This window comes from Rhodopirellula sp. UH5, from assembly GCF_056839225.1.
This window is the reverse complement of sequence record NZ_CM166390.1, coordinates 5412658-5430410: the sequence shown is the minus strand read 5'-3', so window position 1 is coordinate 5430410 and position 17753 is coordinate 5412658. Positions and strand designations below refer to the sequence as shown.

At 56.1% G+C, this 17753-nt stretch carries 13 protein-coding genes and 2 pseudogenes; 11 read left to right on the top strand and 4 right to left on the bottom strand.

What is annotated here, in order from left to right; genetic code table 11:
* Positions 1 to 355 precede the first annotated feature (355 nt).
* The 4 genes from UH5x_RS19255 to UH5x_RS19240 all read left to right on the top strand — a co-directional run bounded on the left by UH5x_RS19255 (position 356) and on the right by UH5x_RS19240 (position 6340).
* A complete protein-coding gene (locus tag UH5x_RS19255) occupies positions 356 to 1054 on the top strand; it encodes a hypothetical protein (protein ID WP_482633363.1) in 699 nt (232 codons plus the stop codon).
* A gap of 1322 nt (positions 1055 to 2376) precedes the next feature.
* Positions 2377 to 3465 (top strand): transposase, encoded by a 1089-nt coding sequence (locus UH5x_RS19250; RefSeq protein WP_482633362.1) that lies wholly within the window; start codon positions 2377 to 2379, stop codon positions 3463 to 3465.
* A 489-nt stretch (positions 3466 to 3954) separates the two neighbouring features.
* On the top strand, positions 3955 to 4407 hold the full coding sequence (locus tag UH5x_RS19245; RefSeq protein WP_150122465.1) for a DUF6714 family protein: 453 nt from the start codon (positions 3955 to 3957) through the stop codon (positions 4405 to 4407).
* Between the two features lie 985 nt (positions 4408 to 5392).
* Positions 5393 to 6340 carry a universal stress protein gene (locus tag UH5x_RS19240; RefSeq protein ID WP_047812597.1) on the top strand — a complete coding sequence of 316 codons (948 nt, stop codon included), beginning with the start codon at positions 5393 to 5395 and terminating at the stop codon, positions 6338 to 6340.
* A gap of 178 nt (positions 6341 to 6518) precedes the next feature.
* Here UH5x_RS19240 and UH5x_RS19235 read toward each other — a convergent pair whose 3' ends face one another.
* On the bottom strand, positions 6519 to 7478 hold the full coding sequence (locus tag UH5x_RS19235) for a universal stress protein (protein WP_236695959.1): 960 nt from the start codon (positions 7476 to 7478) through the stop codon (positions 6519 to 6521).
* Between the two features lie 305 nt (positions 7479 to 7783).
* Here UH5x_RS19235 and UH5x_RS19230 point away from each other — a divergent pair, with 305 nt between their 5' ends.
* Positions 7784 to 8245, top strand: a complete 462-nt coding sequence (locus UH5x_RS19230) for a protein tyrosine phosphatase family protein (RefSeq protein ID WP_482633361.1) — start codon at positions 7784 to 7786, stop codon at positions 8243 to 8245.
* 122 nt (positions 8246 to 8367) lie between these two features.
* Positions 8368 to 8874 (top strand): annotated as a pseudogene (locus tag UH5x_RS19225) (MBL fold metallo-hydrolase); the annotation flags it as partial.
* Between the two features lie 355 nt (positions 8875 to 9229).
* On the opposite strand, the gene UH5x_RS19220 reads toward UH5x_RS19225, so the two are convergent.
* Complete coding sequence (locus tag UH5x_RS19220; RefSeq protein ID WP_482633045.1) at positions 9230 to 10363, bottom strand: IS110 family RNA-guided transposase; 1134 nt, start codon at positions 10361 to 10363, stop codon at positions 9230 to 9232.
* A gap of 97 nt (positions 10364 to 10460) precedes the next feature.
* On the opposite strand from UH5x_RS19220, the pseudogene UH5x_RS19215 reads away from it, so the two are divergent.
* Positions 10461 to 11351: pseudogene (locus UH5x_RS19215) on the top strand (rhodanese-like domain-containing protein); the annotation flags it as partial.
* 54 nt (positions 11352 to 11405) lie between these two features.
* Here the strand turns inward: UH5x_RS19215 and UH5x_RS19210 are convergent.
* A complete protein-coding gene (locus UH5x_RS19210; protein WP_047812595.1) occupies positions 11406 to 11798 on the bottom strand; it encodes a CoA-binding protein in 393 nt (130 codons plus the stop codon).
* Positions 11799 to 11842: 44 nt separating this feature from the next.
* Positions 11843 to 12658, bottom strand: coding sequence for a MerR family transcriptional regulator (locus UH5x_RS19205; protein ID WP_482633360.1), 816 nt, complete (start codon positions 12656 to 12658; stop codon positions 11843 to 11845).
* A 146-nt stretch (positions 12659 to 12804) separates the two neighbouring features.
* Here UH5x_RS19205 and UH5x_RS19200 point away from each other — a divergent pair, with 146 nt between their 5' ends.
* From UH5x_RS19200 to UH5x_RS19185, 4 genes are all read left to right on the top strand, one after another.
* The gene (locus tag UH5x_RS19200) at positions 12805 to 13287 is read left to right on the top strand and encodes a rhodanese-like domain-containing protein (RefSeq protein ID WP_482633359.1); all 483 of its coding nucleotides are present in this window, start codon (positions 12805 to 12807) and stop codon (positions 13285 to 13287) included.
* A 164-nt stretch (positions 13288 to 13451) separates the two neighbouring features.
* Positions 13452 to 13988, top strand: a complete 537-nt coding sequence (gene nrfH, locus UH5x_RS19195) for a cytochrome c nitrite reductase small subunit (RefSeq protein WP_482633358.1) — start codon at positions 13452 to 13454, stop codon at positions 13986 to 13988.
* 82 nt (positions 13989 to 14070) lie between these two features.
* Positions 14071 to 15633: an ammonia-forming cytochrome c nitrite reductase subunit c552 gene (locus UH5x_RS19190; RefSeq protein ID WP_482633357.1), complete on the top strand. Its 1563-nt coding sequence runs from the start codon at positions 14071 to 14073 to the stop codon at positions 15631 to 15633.
* Positions 15634 to 15749: 116 nt separating this feature from the next.
* Positions 15750 to 17576, top strand: a complete 1827-nt coding sequence (locus tag UH5x_RS19185; RefSeq protein ID WP_102017498.1) for an NPCBM/NEW2 domain-containing protein — start codon at positions 15750 to 15752, stop codon at positions 17574 to 17576.
* Positions 17577 to 17753 lie beyond the last annotated feature (177 nt).

Sequence of the window (17753 nt, the reverse complement as noted above, 5' to 3'; positions counted from 1 at the left end):
AGGGGGCTTCCCCTGCGGATGGCCCCACGCTGATCTTCGTTCCGATCCACACCACTGCCGAGTCCGTCCGACCAACCGCGAAGCCAGCCTGGCTCACTGGCTTGTTCTCCCCAAGCGAATCCGCTGAATTGGATTGCATCACCCCGGCGAATCCGACAAACTGGACGCATCCCAACGGGGGGAGCCCCCGCTGAGAACAAGTCTCCGCGGAGTCAAAGCACCCGACTTGTTCTCACCGAAGAACCTGCCAAAACACTCCTGAAACACCTATTCTCAGTCGATCCGACGGCTGAGAAACAAGTTGAACGATTGAAATCTACCCTACGACAAACGCAACACATGGCGAGAATGCAACATGGCTGACCCTTGGGAGCGACTCCAAACTGCTGCTGGCTTAGCACTCAACTGGGCGTGGGACGACTTAGCGCAGCGCGGCGAAGAAACCGCCCTGTTTGCACCAATGGCCAAATACCCGCAAGCGTCTGGGTGGTTAGCCCGTAGCATGGCAATGAGCGATGATTCCGTAACACGAAAACTAGGCGCGATGCTGGGCGGATGGCTGGTTGATGGCGATTTCAACCGTGATTTGCTGGCTACGATGTTGGATAGCGAACGCGAAGTTGCCGTAAAGAACATGCTCGATGCCAACTCGGTAGTCGAGGACATTATGTTTGCTGCAACTCGATGGGCAAACTCGTCTTCTGATGTCACGCAGATTGCTGGCCGATCTGTACTCGCTAGTATCGTGCGTGATGCGATTTCCGGTATCAAATGGAACACGGCACACTGGGCATTCGCAAATTTGTACGCTGCCACGACCGGTTCTGATCCTGCAATTGCTGAAGCAATTGCAGCAACCGAAGACCAACTTGACGGTCAACAGTTTCTTGCGAACGCCATAACGACTGTCCGATCGAATGAGTCGGGCGCTATCGCACGCCTTGTTACGCCACCAAACCCGGCCGTTGACCTGGCTCCTGACGATGATGGGCGACCACTCGCAATCGAACTATGGAATGCAACGGCTGATGCCGAGATTGCCGCAAACGCCTGACTGGACCCAAACCCACGAATAACCATGCCGTGAACCGGAGCGGCGAAGTCGGGCGGATTTGAAATGGAAAATCTTTCGTCGCCGCCCGGTTACGGCGGTCGTTCTGCTACACAATGAAATTGCATCGGTTCCGATTCTCGATCGCTTCACTGCTGATTTTGACCGCAGTTGCTGCGTTTTACCTTGCAGACAATCCGTATCAACCATTCCACCCTCGGGACATCACAACGCGATCGACAAGCGATGCAAATGGGATTGCAATGATTCACACCGGGATTAGGCGACACAAGCATGACTCAACATTGGACACCGTAGACTTTGTCGTGATTGAACGACTTTCTGTACGACAGGAACTGAAGTCCCTTGTCACTGTCACTTCGTCTAGCAGTGACTACGAATCTTCCGCGACTATCGAACTGGAGGATCGCGTTATCGAGCTTCCCGCGTCACAAAAATTGATTCAAATTTCGGATGGCGATTACACTACAATTGACGCCGATGTTGCCCCGAAGGTATTGGACGAGTTTTTGGCCACGTTTTCATCTCGATCCACGATTGATCGACTTGCGATGCTCGTCCAGCCAGATGAACGAGCAGAACCATGACATGCACGGGAGGACGGCTTGCGGCATTTTTTGCAATGGATAGCTCACTCTCCGTCCCCCGTGATGTCCGCCGTTCTGCTACTCAATTATGAATCTGCATCGCGGTTTGATCTGTCTCGTTGCAACGGCTTTTTTGGCTGTAGCAACATCGTGCAATAAACGCAGGACACCGACGACACTCAGTAACAACAAGTTCCGGACGGGGGCAGTGACGACTGGAAACAGTCTCGACGGCGATGGATATTTTGTAACGACTGTTCATCGACCAGACGAACCGCCATGGCTTCTCGTGGCAAAGCCGATGCCATATGGAAGGGAGGACGGGTTCACGACCGAATCCTCAACCGATTCGAGTGCTGTCACAATCGACGGACGCCAATACACGCCGGAGCCCGGTGTGTGTTTCGTTGCTCTTGATACTGGCACCAAATACACTTCACAACGATTAACTGTTCCCGGAAACGCAACACTCGAAAAACTGAAACAGGTATCGCTGGCAATCGAATTGCCTCAGTTCAAACAGCTAATCGCTCCACTTGAAAGAGCAGAACCATCCGATTCACCGAAGGACCGGGGCACCGCTGAGGGACAGGCACCGCTGAGGGACAGCACCGCTGAGGGACAGAGCACCTTTTCGCGGGTTGACTTTCGGGATGGACACACAAATAACGATTGGATGGAGTTTGACGCTGGTTTCTGCTTTGTGAGGTTGCGTCGATGGTTCGTCTTGCCCGCTGTGAAGTGTTTGATCCCGATGAGGTGGCGGTGGCCCATGTTTGGAACCGCACCTGTCGCCGCTGTTTCCTGTTGGGCGATGATTCCGTCTCCGGCAAGAACTTCGATCATCGAAAGGTTTGGATCGAAGACTTGCTGCACCAATTCGCGGCTGAGTTTGGGATCGACTTGCTGGGCTTCGCGATCCTCTCAAATCACTTTCACCTGATTCTTCGGACTCGTCCCGATGTCGTGGCGTCCTGGAGTGACGAGGAAGTGGCCGCTCGCTGGTGCCGAATCTGCCACCACAACCGCAAGCCCGACGGCAGCCCGGCTGAGCCGACCAAGCCACAAATTCGTGCCATTGCCGGCTGCCCAGTGAAGCTGGCCGAGATTCGCCAGCGGCTGTCCAGCCTGAGTTGGTGGATGCGGTTGCTGTGCCAGCGGGTCTCGATGCGGGCCAACGCCGAGGAAGACGAGAGCGGCCGGTTCTTTCAAGATCGCTACAAAGCGACACGGTTGGTGGATGAAGCCAGTTTGCTGGCGTGCTCAGCCTACGTGGATTTGAACTTGATTCGGGCAGCCATGGCTCAGACGCTCGAAACCAGCGATCACACGTCGGTGCAGCGTCGGATCGAAGCAGCTCAGCAGGACGTTGCCCAGGCGCAGGAGGCCACTCAAGCAGTGGAAGAAGGGCTGGAGCGGCAAACCAAACGTCCCGATGCGTTCCTGTCTCCGCTCACCATCGACGAAGCGTCCGATCCAATCGGCCCTGACCCGTCGCCGCTTCGTGATCGCTGTAGCGAAAAGGGGTTCCTGGCAATGTCGTTGGTGGATTACCTGGAACTGCTGGACTGGACGGCCCGTCAGTCGATCCCAGGCAAAGGGGGCATCACTCCGGCTTCCGTTGCGGCGGTGTTGAAGCGTTTGGGTCTGGACGGGACGGTTTGGTGTGAACTGGCGGGCAACTTTGGCCAGCTGTTCGGCAATGTTGCCGGGCGTCCCGAGAGCGTTGATTCGATACGCAGTCACCGGACGCAGCGACGGTATCACTTGCGACGTCGCGCACGCGAGTTGATGACGACCGCTTAGCCGCCCCTCACGCTCGACTTTTGCCGTTCGGCCACCGATTGGCCTGATGGTCTAGTGGCGCTGCAGCCGAAACGGATCAGAGCGAACTGGCTCAACAGCTAGCGACGCTCCGGAACCGCTCTCCATGCAGGCAACCACAAGCCAACTTGAAACACGGTCTCTTCGAGGCACCCCGGAAAAGTGCTCTGTCCCCAGTTGGCTCTGTCCCGTTGGCTCCCGTCCCGTTGGCTCCCGTCCCGTTGGCTCCCCAGTTGGCTCAACTGTCCCTGCCCCGGCCTTGCCGCGTCCCGGGCATTCCAAGAATCGTATCTGGTAGACTCTTTCTAGCGAACCAGACGTCCTGATTCGCGTCCCCGACCAACCCAGTGCGGCGACAAAGTTCAACGCACGATCTATCCATGCACCTCCTGTGCCTCCATCGATCGCAATTCGTTATCGTCAGGCAGACGGATGAATTCTTCGACTGACCTAATACGCCGCACCGAAGAGATGTTTGACCGCACCTCTCTTCTTGAAGGCGGGATATCTCTTCGTGAGGCCATCGTCATGGACAACTATGGCACCATGACCGAACGCAAGGAAGCGCGAACCCAGGACGAACTCACCGATTGGCGTCGTCTTGTCGGTACGGACCATCTGAAGCGTCACGTCGATGCTGGCGCACTGTGCTTTGTGGATGCATTGGGAATGCGGTTCTATTTGCCTCCGTGCTTTGTCACAATCTTGCCATTGGATAATCCTGACGACTGTCCCGAGATCTCTCGTGCCGTGCTTTTCCATCTGTCGGGAGCAGACGAGCAGTTTGCACTACTGAACCAACGGCAAACGGTGTTGATTCGCGACATCCTGCTACACTGGGAGCAGAAAACGGACCGGTGGCATCGACGAAGTGTTGCAGAGGCAATTCGGTCGGTCGCTCGAAGACTAAGCACACAATACTGATGAACCAGCGGATGCACGTGAGTCGCCGAGCTGAGTTTATTGAAGTGGTCAGTCGTTCGCGGCGACGACGTGATCCATATCGTTCGATCCAAAAACCAAGACTCAGGCAACGATCGCCAGGCACAGGCATGGACATCACTCTGGAGGATTTGACCCGAGATCCCCTCTCAAATTACGTCATCGAGCACTATCACGGACTGCTAACGGAGGTCGAGCAGAACGCTGTCTCTGCGCTGAACCTGAAATTCAAATCCGATCATAGTTCGAGTCCAGGTCTTCGACTTCAATTGATTGAACGCAGAGGATTGCTGGCGGATCCTGAGGCGGAAAGAATTTTTGACTTAGGTTTCGTCAGGGGCAGGCAGGAGGTGCGTGAAAATGCATTGAAGCGTGAGCTGGATCAAATCTTCCTGAACTACTGTAGGAATTGCCAACGACTATGCCGTACGCCGTTGGCCCGGATGTGCGTTCATTGCGGCCACTCCTGGCACGACACTACGGTCGAATAGCCGATGGATTGCTCGGAAGTCGGGCATCACGCGTTTTGACAGATCAAACTTTTTACGGCCCGACCCCGTGAATCCAAACGTGGAGCCTTTTTCACGTCTGACCAGCGGATAGATCACAATTCGTCATCCGACTGGCATCTTCCAATATTCAAGACGACGTCATCGATCGGCTCTTGGGAAAGACCTCCGAGGTGCAACTGACCTCGTTCACTCGCAATCGTTTCTGCATCCGATCACGATGGTTGAGGCAGCCGTCCGTGGCGGAGCACGAGCTCTCGAGGTTGTGTGCGTTTGGACAGCCCGGGGACACAGCGATCGCCTGGCAAGCGTGCCATCCTGTCACACATTTCGTTCCGTTTCCTTGATTTTCCCGATGGCCTGAAGGTTGCAACTCTGACCCGAACATTGCGAGCCGGATCGTCCTGAACCCTCGCGATGTCATACCAACTGGACACTCTCTTTCTGGGAACTGAACGATGCGAATTCTACTGGCTGTTGATTCTTCGACTTACGCACAGCGGGCTGTCGAATTTGCATCTCACCTGCCGTTTCGAAAACCCGTTGATTTCGATTTGGTTTCGGTCGTCGCTCCGCCCATGATGGTTGACACTGGATCGATGGCGATGCCCTTGGACTTCGGCGCGTTCTTGGACATTGAAACCGACCGCAACCGAGAAGCGATTTCAATTCTGGCAAAGGACTTGGAGTCCCAAGATCACGTCCATTCGGTGCACACCCACGTGCCAATTGGGCCCCCGACCTCTTCCTTGCTGGACGTCGCCGAACAGTCCAACGCCGACCTGATCGTGCTGGGTGCCATTGGTCACTCGGCCATCGAACGAGTCTTGCTGGGCAGTGTTTCGGATTACGTGGCAACTCACGCCGACACCAGTGCCCTGGTCGTGCGTTCCCCCAAAGAAGCCAGCGTGGAACCAGGATTGCAGAAAATCATGCTGGCGCTTTCGGGACACCCGGAAGACGAACGCATGCTGTTGTGGCTGAAAGAACTCAAAGTCCGTCCCAACGTTGAGATCCACCTGGTTCGCATCTTGGATCGGTTCACGTTTTATCGACAGGACCTGCGTCGGCACGCTTCGGAAATTTGGGAGTCGCAGTACGAACAAGCTCAAACTCAGATCTTGAATTTTGAAACCAAACTGCAGGCCCTGAGCCTTAACACGGAGACACACTTGGTCGAAGCCGACCACGTTGGCGAAGCCTTGGTTGAATATTCGCGGCGGCATGGTTGCGACTTGGCCGTGACGGGCGACAGCGACAGTGGGTTGCTCACCCGCGTGTTTTTGGGCAGCACCTCACGTTACGTGCTTCGCCATGCAGACTGCAGCGTGCTGATCGTTCGCGACAAAGAAGATCGCGTCCAAGCTCACCGTCAGATTGCTGAGCAATCCATGACCGGCACCTGAGCCCGTCACTCAGCGAGATCCAACCATCGCCTGTTCGGTGTGCCATGCCTGGCCGCTGAGCAGGCTCGTTCACCGAGCCTGCAAAGGCCCATTTTCAGTCCACAAAGTTCAAACAAAAAGTGCCCGTCGAGTGAACGACAGGCACTTTCGCAGGAACGCTTCATCCATCCTCCGCCATTCAGCTGAGTGCTGTTTTGGAACTGGATTCCACACGTTTGTGCTTCAGACCTTCGATCATTCGATTCCGAGTGATCCACACACTGCAGGGCACATGACGCAGCACGTACTGCGAAGTGCTTCCTAACAAGAATCGGCTGAACTGCGAACGAGGCGTTTCACCCAAGACAACCAGATTGATCCCGTGTGTTTCCACGAATCGAGTGATGGCTTCGCCGTAGTGAACGTCTTCCAGGAAGTGGGTGGTCACATGATCCGACACCTCTTCCAGCTGTTCTTTCGCGCCGGCCAATTCCTTTTTGTAGTGCTCAACGCAGTTCGAGTCGGCGTACACTTCATTCAGACAAGCCGCCACCAGAACCACGTTCAATTCGGTCTGACCTCGCCAAGGGCTTTCCATCAGCTCTTCGAGCGCAGCTTGGCAGGGACCGGTGCCCTCGTATCCCAAGCAAACCTTCAGCGGCTCCCCATTGGCAGGCAACCCTTCTGGACGAACCACCAACACACTGCAAGGTGCGTGGGTTGCCACAAAGTCGCTGATACTTCCCAGCAACATGCGGCTGATCTGGGAGTGCCCCGTCGCTCCCACCACCACCAAATCGGCTTTGATCTCCTTGGCCTTTTCAACAATTGACTCACCGACCACCCCTTCGAGCAGTTCCGTCTTCACCTGCACGTTGGCACCCTCAAACAGGAGCGCCACTCGCTCCAGGCTCTTCATGGCGTTCGCACGGTCCTGTTCGTAGGCCTTTTCAATCAACTCGTTGGTTGAATAGCTGGCGTGAACAAACCGCCGGTGCACCACCGAAACCACGGTCAGATCAACAGGATCAAAATGGGGAAGGCGAGCAACAAATTTCGCCGTTTCTTCCGATGGCTTCGACCCATCAATGGCTAGCAAAACATTGCGCATGACTTCGACTCCTAGAAATGAAATGCGATCCCAATTGACCAATGGCATCGCCCGATCGCTGGTAGCGGTGACCCAGCCACCAAAATCGCAATCTTGGTGCCAAAGCGTTCAAACTGGAATTTCGCGAAACAATCGCCCCGATGTGCGCTGATGGTCACACAAGTGAGACAGCAAAAAGCACAGTCTCTCCATCACGCTCTGGCCCCGTTTCCCGCGGCCAAAGCTCATTCACCACGCATCCGAGGGCCTTTTCACGGCCGGATCTGGAATGCCAGTTGCGTCGACTCCAGGCAGAATCCGCGGCTCGTTTTTCGAGCTTGCACCCCACCCAATCCCCGCACAAGGAATCAACCATGTCGAATCGAATGAAATTCAACGATCAACTCACCGTTGGAGCCCAACCCAGCGAAAACGAATTGAAGCAATTGCCGGAGGAGGGCTTTCAATCCGTCATCAACTTCCGCACCGCCGGAGAAGAGGAACAGCCTTTGGCCCCGGACGCGGAAGGTGAAGTCGTACGATCGGCCGGATTGAAGTACCTGCACGTCCCAGTCTCGATGGATGGAATGGACGAACAGAAGGTGGACCAATTCCGAGAGCAGTACCAGTCGCTTCCCAAGCCGGTCTTGGCCCACTGCAAAAGCGGCAAGCGGGCCGGGGCGATGATGATGATGCACACCGCGGTGGAGCAGGGTTTCTCGGGCGACCAAGCACTCGAGCAAGCGAAGGAAATGGGATTCGAGTGTGACAAGCCCGAACTGGAGCAGTTCGTGAAGCAATACGTCGACTCCCGAACCCAAGCAACCGCGAACTGACCCTCTCGGAACTCCAGCGGTGGTTCATTGCTGCTGCCGAGTCCAGCGACGTTCAGAGACGAACCTCGCTGGGCCGCCTCCTCCGACAACCTTTCCCTGACATTCAGGTGTGTCTGATGACCATGATCTTTGAGACGATTCAAACCGAGGGAATTGCACAACTGTCCTACCTGGTCGGTGACGACAGCACGGGAATCGCCGCGGTCATCGACCCTCAACCCAACGTGGAATCCTACATCCGTCTCAGCCGCCAGCACGGCGTCGCGATCACGCATATCTACGAGACTCACATTCACGCGGACTTCATGAGTGGATCGCGTGAGCTTCAGTCCAGACTCGGCAACGCGAAAATTTTCGCGAGCGGTGAAGGCAATGCCAGCTATGAATTCGATGTTCAGAAAGTTCATGACGGAGATTCGTTTGGCTTTGGATCCACCACGCTCACGGCTCGGCATACCCCGGGGCACACTCCAGAACACCTCTCCTATGAGCTGGCTGATTCGGATTCACCGAGTGATCCATGGGGCGTGCTCAGCGGTGACTCGTTGTTTGTCGGATCCGCCGGTCGCCCCGATTTGTTGGGATCCGAGGAAACCGACAAACTCACCCAGCAACTGTTCTCGACGCTGCTATGTAGGTTTTTTCGTCAAGGGTGAATTTTGGATCTCGCTGGGAGATTCCGATCTGCATCGCAAGCTGCTATTCGATCGTGACAGGATTGCCGTCAGATCAGTAAACGAGTTCGCTTCGCAAAGCGGGTGATTCAAGTGAGAGCCGGATCATTCTCCGCGACGGGTAGGACCCAGCGACGATTCGATCGCGACTCTCGAAGGACTCTTGGCCAATGCGGGAATCTCTTCAAAAGACTTCAAGCATCAACCCTGTGACGAAAATTCCTCTCCTAGCAGGTGACGGTTCGGTTGTTGGATGTGGTTCAACTTCAATTGCGGATTCAGTGGCATCGCACGGTGGTCGTTCTCTCTTCTAGGCAGCTTGCATCCTCGAAGCCTCTTGAAGATCAACTGGGCCGCTCCGCCCGAGTAGTTCGCTCGACACACCGCACTCCAAGGCACGATGCCACATCACCACCCCGAGCTTCCGCATCATCGCCACGAGTGCTTTCTTGGTTCGTTTGCTTTGGCCCTGTTTGATGCGATGGTAGTCCTTCGCCGCTGACTCACTCCGCGAGATCGATACCCAAGCCGCTTGACAGAGCAATTTGCGAAGTCTGGCAGGCCCCTGACGCGTGATTCGGCCTTTGCGATTGTCACTCTCTCCACTTTCATGACTCGAAGGAACCAGCCCCAAATACGCACCAACTTGCCGGCGATTGCTGAACCGCGTCAGGTCACCCATCTCGGTCAGGAACGTCATCGCCGTCAACAGCCCAACACCAGGGATCTCACGCAGCCTTTTGTGAGCAGCGGCGTAACGCGATTCGCCCGATAGTTTTCGCAACGCGCTGTCGAGCTTGGTCTGTTCCTGACGGAAGGCTTCGTAACGATCCGCTAGTCGCTCGAACGTCGCGGCGACGACCGAGTCCATCTGAGCGATCACGTCTTCTCGCAGCCAGCGAACGAATCGCTTGGTCCAGTGGGTTTGATACCACGACGGCTTGGTGATGCCGCGTCGCTTCAGCCCCGAGAGGATTTTCAGTTTGACGCGAGTCAGCTCGTCGCCGACGTCGATCCGAGCCCGGACGAGCTCCCGGTCATCACGAAGTCGCTGGGGTGGCGTCCAGACGACCGGCAGCGAATTACCGGCTAAAACGTGACCACGGACTTGTTCCAATAGCATTTGAGCGTCCTTGGCATCCGTCTTGAGCTTGGCGGACTTCGGGGTGGTGGGCAACAGTGATGGCGAAAGGACGTAGCATTCGATGCCCGCTTCGTGCAGTTCGTCGGAGAGCCCGAACCCGAGCCCGGAGGCTTCGTATGCAAAGACAATTCGCTGGCACCGCTCTTTGTCAGCGAGCCGTTTGATCCGCGCGATCATGTTTCGGCGTCCCGATGGATTGTTTTCGTGGGCAAGTTGCTGGGGCACTTGCGTGCCGACGGCGTAGCGAAGGAGCATGCTGCGGTCGTGAAGGTCGCAGCCAATCATGATAGACTTGGACATGGATTTGGTACCTCGTTGTGGATTGTTTCAAAAGCTATTAAACGTCCCAACGAGTGTGCCAAATCTTTTCCACTCTGACCTGCCCCCTCCATAGTTTCTCCGCGACTACTACCTGAGTCTCGCCGATCACGTCATCGTTTACCCGTGCCATGGTGCGGGCTCCGCGTGTGGAGCCAACATCGGTGAGCGGCCGATGACGACCATCGGCCAGGAACGCAAACACAATGCGTTCTTGCAGCATCAGGACTTCGATGAATTCGCAGAGTTTGTCAGCGAGGGCGCCCCTCCGGTTCCTCATCACTATCCGATCCTCAAAAAAATCAATGCGAAGGGGCCCCAATTGATTGGCAGTGCCCCCGTTGTTCCAGGCCTGCCTCCCAAACAATTTCAACAGGCGATCCAGTCCGGTGAAGCACAACTGGTCGACACACGTCAAATGCTTGCGTTCGGAGGAGGCCACATTGACGGTGCGATGAACTTAGGTGATCGACCTGAATTGTCGGTCTGGGCCGGCGACATGCTCGACTACGATTGGCCGATCTTGCTGGTTGTTGAGGATGACACTCGATTGGACTGGGTCTCTTGGCACTTCGCAATCGTTGGGTTGCGTCGTTTCGCAGGCTATCTCGTCGGCGGCATGAAGGCCTGGGACAATGCTGGCCTCCCACTTTCGATGACTCCCCAGCTCACCGTTCACGATCTGAAGAAACGTCCGAGCGAATTTCAGATCCTGGACGTTCGTTCGCCTTCTGAATTCCAATCCAACCGAATCCCAGGAGCGAAGCACCACTACGTCGCCGAGATGAGAGACGGTGTCAACGGCGAGTTGGATTTGAACCGCGATGATCCAGTCGCGGTCTACTGCGGCAGTGGGTATCGGGCGAGCATTGCCGCGAGTGTTTTGGAACGGAACGGATTTCAGCGTGTCCACAACGTTCCCGGCAGCATGAGTGCCTGGAAAAACGCGGGCTACTCGATCGAGAACTAGCCTGCAACGTCGACCGTCCATGCTGCCCCCCCCCAAACCCCTGCGACGCGCACGTCATTCGCGAGCGAGCAGCACCAAGATGCAACTGCCGTCGTCGATCACGGTGAGCCCGGCTTCGCGAGCCGCGTGGCTGGCTTCGTCGTCCTCCGCACCGGGCTGCATCCACAGGTGACGCACCCCCGCTTCGATCGCGTCAGCGACCACTTTGCGAGTCACCTCCGGCGGAGTGATGATCGAAACGGCCTCCGGCACCGTCGGCAAATCCTGGATCCGCGGGTACGCCTGATGCCCCTCGATTTCCTCCGTGATCGGATTGAGAGGGTACGCGATCCGCCCCGATCCAATCAGAGCTCGGAAGACCTTGTTTCCGTACTTGTGCTGGCGAGCGGAAGCTCCCGCAACAGCAAAGGTTGGTACGGAAAGAAACGCAGCGATGGCATCGTTCATGGTTGGTCTTCGGGTGATAGGTCAGTGAGCTGATCGGACATCCATCAAGCGCCGCTCGAGATCAGGAACACAATCTCGGTGAGGTACTTCTTCGGATTCCCTTTGAAAATCATGCCGGGCCCTTTGTGATAGATCTCTCGCGTGGGAACGTGATAGTCCAACGACTGCGTTTTCGCGTGCTTCATGATCTTTTCGTAGGACCGACCGATCTCCTCATACGGTCCTAGATGCATCAACGACAGGGCTCGTCCGCCAGGCAGTTCTCGGACGATGATCTCGTCGCTTGATTCACCTTTCTTCACCGGCATGCAAGCCTCGAAGTCGGCGTCATCTTCTTTGTATTCGGTGTCGTGGTGCAACAACATGGGTTTGCCATGGATGAAACGTCCCATTCGACGTCCAATTTTCGCGAATCCTTTGCCGCATTCGCGGTAGGCCCCCTGCATGCGAATGCTCGCGATCAAACACGGGTCGACGTTCTTCTCCTCGACGGCGTAGCTGGTCTGGTTCATCGTTCGGGTTGCCTCGGTTTCATGGACAATGATTTGATCGAGCAACCCTGCAATGTCGCGATCCTTCTTGATCCGCTCTTTGATTGCATTTCGCTGCAATCTCAAACGTTCGACCATGTCGGCATCGTCACTGTGGTTGCTCAGTATTTCACGAACGTCAGCGACAGAGAATTCCAGTTCACGAAGCTGCGCAATCACCCGTGCCGTGTCGACCTGCGTTTCCGAGTAGTAGCGGTACCCGCTTCCCACTTCGACGCGACATGGCGTTAAAACGCCTTGCTCGTGATAAAACCGGAGGGACTTGATCGTCAGTCCGGTCATCTTCGAAAATTCGCCTATGCTGAACATTCCCGCCATCCTACGGCCTCCTCCAAAGGGAGAGTCAAACGCCAAATCCAGAGATTCTCTGGTTTCTCCAGATCCTCGATCAACCGACAATGTATCCCCTTGCCCACTCCCGTTTGGTTGGCGATTCGCCTCGTTAGGAATCATGCATGATTTGGTTGTCCCAACAGTTTGTCCTCTGGCTCAACCGGATCGCGCCCATCCTCGGTTGGAATCGCGTGGAAGACATTTCAACAGAGGAGCTAGCGAGACGATTGGAACAGAACGATCCAACGATCGTGCTCGTCGACGTTCGATCGGAACCCGAGAGGAGTGTGTCTCATATTCCTGGCTCCATCTCCGACGACGAATTCCGGTCACGGGAGAAAGAGTTCGAAAATCGAACCGTGGTTGCCTCGTGCACCATCGGCGGCCGCAGCTGGATCTTCGCTCAGCGTTGTTTGCGACGCGGGATGAAGGCACGCAACTACCGCTCGGGGATCTTGGGATGGTGCGAATCCGGCGGCGAACTCGTCGCAGCCGATGGCACGCCGACGCAACGTGTTCACACACACAATCGGTTCCTCAGTGCACCGTCTGGTTATGAAAGTGCGACGAGTCAGCACACCCCAGCATCCAAAGCGAGCGAATGAGCACACCAGGTGAACATCGCTCGAGAGGCTTGGTTCAAGTTGCGCGTTTGCACGCAAATATTGACTCATGAGCTGTTTCCCGCTCCCGCGAAACTGCTACATTTCGGCTCACCAAGCGAGTCAGCATCCGCCCTGCTTGGATCACGCAAAAGGAATGGATCATCATGCGATCTGCCACCGGCGATCCATCGGAACCGACGCCAAGCACGAATGCGGGAAAGAAACGGTTCCCCAGAATCGCGATGCTCTTCTGCGTCGCCCTGGGACTGCTCGCCGGAATCGGCACGTTCACTTTCGGTTACGGCAAAGGCGCCAGTTACCTGAGCAACAATCCTGAAACCTGCGTCAATTGTCACGTGATGCAATCGCACTTTGATTCCTGGCAGCAGAGTTCTCACCACCATGTTGCCGTTTGCAATGACTGCCACCTGCCGCATGACAAAATCGGCAAATGGATCGTCAAAGGTGACAACGGATTTTTCCACTCGTTGGCATTCACCATGGGTGGCTACTCCGATCCGATTGAAATCAAACCACGCAACCGCCGAGTCACTCAGAGCACCTGTGTGGACTGCCACCGTGATTTTGTGCATGCGTTGCTGCCAGCGACCCCGCAGGGTGACATGCAGAACTGCGTCCACTGTCATGCCGACGTCGGCCATGCCGCCCACGGCAAAGTGGACTGGATGCATCCGCGTTGACACCGCTTTCGGTATCAACCTCGTTCTTTGACGTTCTTTCTATTCGACCTCTTCTTTCAATCTTCGTTCGCAAAGGTTTGTCATGTCCGATCAGCAACCACGCAGCTTCGGATGGCTGATTCTATTGACCGCACTGACCGCTTTCGCAACGTTTGGCGTTGTCGCGTTGCTGGTCAACATTTTCGAACGCAAACAGGAAGCCCGGGTGCCCTTCACCCGAGTGGTGGAGGTCACAGAAATCAGCACGGACCCAGAACCTTGGGGTCTGAACTTCCCGCAGCAATACGAGGACTACCTGAAAACCGTTGACGACGACTACACCGACTTCGGCGGCAACCACGCTCTCCCACCCAGCAAACTGGAAGAGTCCCCCTGGCTGAAACGATTGTTCGCCGGCTATGCCTTCAGCATCGATTATCGCGAAGCACGCGGTCACGCTCACATGCTGGCCGACCAAGAAGTCACCAAGCGAGTGACCGACGTTCAGCAATCCGGTGCTTGCTTGCATTGCCACGCGTCCATCGCCGCCACGTACCGACGCATTGGACTGGAAGAACAAGGCAAACCGACGGACGCGAAATCCCTGGCCGATGGTTTTCAACAGGAAGCGGTCTTGGCCGGTTTCCGTGCGGTCAGCACCAAGAAGTACGAAGAAGTGCACGCTGAAATTGACCAAACACCCGATGGATTTGACGCCAGCGGCGATCCTCACATCGGCGGTGCCCATCCTGTTTCTTGCGTGGACTGCCACGAACCTGAAACCATGGCGATACGAGTCACTCGCCCCGGATTCATCTTGGGCATCGACAAACTCGCCAAAAGCGACGCCGAGGTCCCACACCTGCCCAGCGTCCAGGCCTGGCGAGATGGCGGCAAGCAAGGCGTCTACGATCCGAACACCATGGCGACTCGCCAAGAGATGCGATCATTCGTCTGCGGCCAGTGCCACGTGGAGTACTACTGTGCGAACAAGATGACGTTGACCTACCCCTGGAGCAACGGCCTGAAGATGGAGAACCTCGAGGCGGAATGGGACGCCACCACGTTCCCTGATGGCGGCGAGTTCTACGACTACGTCCACAAAACGACCGGCACAAAAGTCTACAAAGCCCAACACCCGGAGTTCGAACTCTGGAGCCAAGGCATTCACGCCCGAGCCGGTGTCAGCTGCAGTGATTGCCACATGCCCTACGAAAAGGTCGGCGCCACCAAGGTCAGCAGCCACTGGGTTCGCAGCCCCATGATGAACATCAACAAGGCTTGCCAAACCTGCCACAAGGTTCCCGAGGCTGAGATCAAAGCTCGTGTCGATGTGATCCAAGACCGAACAAGAGCCCTCATCGACCGCGCGGCCAGTGCGATGACAGAAATGCTGGACGCGATCATCGAAATCCAAGAAGCCGGCGCGACCGAAGAACAACTCAAACCCATTCGCGATTTGCAACGCAAAGCGATGTGGCGTCTGGACTACATCGCCAGCGAAAACAGCAAGGGATTCCACGCCAGCCAAGAGTCCGCACGAATCCTGGGCGAATCGATCGACTACAGCCGGCAAGCGATTGCGAAAGCGTATCGGCTCGGTTTGCCAGCTTCCGAGTCCTCCGATCCAGAACCGGAAGATTCAGAAACCCCTGATGGCGATTGATGCTCTTGGCGAGGCTTTCGCCCCTTGATGAGCCTGCCCTGCGTGGTAGATCATGGTCTTTCTTGATGCCAGCCGACCATTGATCTCCCTCCGGAAGCAGAGCGTAATCCTCGCCCATGAAGCCCTCCACGCTGTTCGTTTTGATTGGGATCGTGGCTGCGATCACAGGGGACATCCATGAATGTGCAGGCCAGTCGCCTGCCATCGTTCGGATGCAGGCCTCGGCACCGTCAATCACCATGGCTCGCAAACGGATCGGTCAGGCGGTCAAAGCGGATCCAATTGATTCGCCCGGCCGCGTCGTCGTCGTGTACTTCACCCCTCGCGACCGTCCTCCCGCGGCCAATCACAGCTCTCGCATCCGCCGAATCGTGGAGGAAACCGCCGGGTTCTACGAGCGTGAACTGAAACGGCATGGCTTTGCCAATCGGTCGATGCATGTGCTGCGGAACCAACGTGGACAAGTCGACATCATTGATGTGGTGGGCGAAGAGACCGACTACGACAAACCCGATGGTCGACGAATTCGGGAGGAAGTGATCCCGGTGTTGCGCCAACGCGGGATCGATGCCGACGCCTCGGTGTTGCTGCTGTTTTGCAACTTGATGGATTACGATCCGGTCGCCAGCAAGATCTCACATCACAGCCCTTACTACGGCGGTGGAAATCACTTGTCGGGAACCGCCTGGCAATGCGATTCTGAGATTCTCGATCCTCGTCGTTTTCGTGACCCAACCCCGATCCGAGATGGTGAGTACGGACGCATCACCATCGGTCGCCACAACTCCATCTTCATTGGAGGCGTGATCCATGAACTGGGTCACGCTCTTTCGCTGCCGCATTGTCGCCAACGTCCCGATGAAGCCGAACGCGGGACGGCACTGATGGGAGCGGGCAATCGAACCTATGCCCAACAATTGCGTGGCGAAGGCAAGGGGACGTTTCTAACGCAAACTCATGCGCTGCGATTGGCTGCTCATCCAGTCTTCAACCGACAGGTCCCCCGGTCCATCCACGACCGCCCAGCGACTGACTTCAAACACTTGCTCGTTTCGGCTGGACCTCGACGTTCGGTTCAAGTCGCCGGACAGGTCAGCGGCACCCTCCCAGCCCATGCAGTGGTTGCTTACTTCGATCCCGATGGAGGCGGTGACTACGACGCCACCACCGCGTCCGCGGTTCCCGATCCGAACGGAAAATTCGCACTGCACAGCGGCCCCCTTCGTCCCAAAACGTCCGGCGAACTGCGGCTTGTGTCGTGCCACATCAACGGGACGACAAGCACACGTTCCCTTCGGTACAGCGTCAACGCCGATGGCAGCCCCGATCTGTCCGTCGCAAGACTGGAGCTGGAACTGAAACCAGTGATGGATGAGTTGCAAACCGGAACGGTCGACAACGCCAAGGCGAGACTCAGTGAGATCGCTAGCTCGGATCCTGACCTCATGGAAATTGGCCAACGTGTGCTGGATCGTTTTCAGACGCTTGAACCAGCGATTTCAATCGATGCAAATCAGGTTCCTTCGGACACAAACTCCGTTTGGCTCTCAACGATTCGCCCACAAACCGCCGAGGTGGGTTGGCTGCGGCCAACTTACAATTCCGTCCCAGACAAACAGCGTTTGCTGTCGCTGGGTGGCGACTACTTTGCGCATGGAATCTACGCCCATGCACCCGCGAAACATGCCTATCCGATCGAAAAGAAGTGGAAACGCTTTCGCGGTCGCTGTGGAATTCAAGGCAACCTGTTTGGGCAAGTCGACTTTGAGATCCTTGGTGATGGAAAATCACTTTGGAAAGCCACTCGCGTGACCGCGGGCGAAGGCAAGACGTTTGACCTGGATGTAAGCCAAATCCAAACTCTCACGCTGAAAGTGACCGATGGAGGCAACGGCACCGGTGGCGATTGGGGCGTCTGGATCGAACCGCTGCTCACTCGATGATTCCCGATCGCGATTGTGAATTCTGTATGTCTGACAGTTCCCACAAGAGCTTGTGATCTCAAAAGCAGTGGTTGCCGGTGGGACTTGTGGCCAGGCAGAAGAAAGCCAGTGCTCGCCAACCGGGATTGAACGATCTCAACTCAGCGTTTCTGATATTCCTCCAGCTCGTTTCGATTT

Excerpts from the sequence above, each read along its gene's own strand:
- UH5x_RS19255 (WP_482633363.1), top strand. The coding sequence starts at position 356 with ATGGCTGACCCTTGGGAGCGACTCCAAACTGCTGCTGGCTTAGCACTC.
- UH5x_RS19250 (WP_482633362.1), top strand. The coding sequence starts at position 2,377 with ATGGTTCGTCTTGCCCGCTGTGAAGTGTTTGATCCCGATGAGGTGGCG.
- UH5x_RS19245 (WP_150122465.1), top strand. The coding sequence starts at position 3,955 with ATGTTTGACCGCACCTCTCTTCTTGAAGGCGGGATATCTCTTCGTGAG.
- UH5x_RS19240 (WP_047812597.1), top strand. The coding sequence starts at position 5,393 with ATGCGAATTCTACTGGCTGTTGATTCTTCGACTTACGCACAGCGGGCT.
- UH5x_RS19235 (WP_236695959.1), bottom strand. The coding sequence starts at position 7,478 with ATGCCATTGGTCAATTGGGATCGCATTTCATTTCTAGGAGTCGAAGTC.
- UH5x_RS19230 (WP_482633361.1), top strand. The coding sequence starts at position 7,784 with ATGTCGAATCGAATGAAATTCAACGATCAACTCACCGTTGGAGCCCAA.
- UH5x_RS19220 (WP_482633045.1), bottom strand. The coding sequence starts at position 10,363 with ATGTCCAAGTCTATCATGATTGGCTGCGACCTTCACGACCGCAGCATG.
- UH5x_RS19210 (WP_047812595.1), bottom strand. The coding sequence starts at position 11,798 with ATGAACGATGCCATCGCTGCGTTTCTTTCCGTACCAACCTTTGCTGTT.
- UH5x_RS19205 (WP_482633360.1), bottom strand. The coding sequence starts at position 12,658 with ATGTTCAGCATAGGCGAATTTTCGAAGATGACCGGACTGACGATCAAG.
- UH5x_RS19200 (WP_482633359.1), top strand. The coding sequence starts at position 12,805 with ATGATTTGGTTGTCCCAACAGTTTGTCCTCTGGCTCAACCGGATCGCG.
- nrfH (WP_482633358.1), top strand. The coding sequence starts at position 13,452 with ATGCGATCTGCCACCGGCGATCCATCGGAACCGACGCCAAGCACGAAT.
- UH5x_RS19190 (WP_482633357.1), top strand. The coding sequence starts at position 14,071 with ATGTCCGATCAGCAACCACGCAGCTTCGGATGGCTGATTCTATTGACC.
- UH5x_RS19185 (WP_102017498.1), top strand. The coding sequence starts at position 15,750 with ATGAAGCCCTCCACGCTGTTCGTTTTGATTGGGATCGTGGCTGCGATC.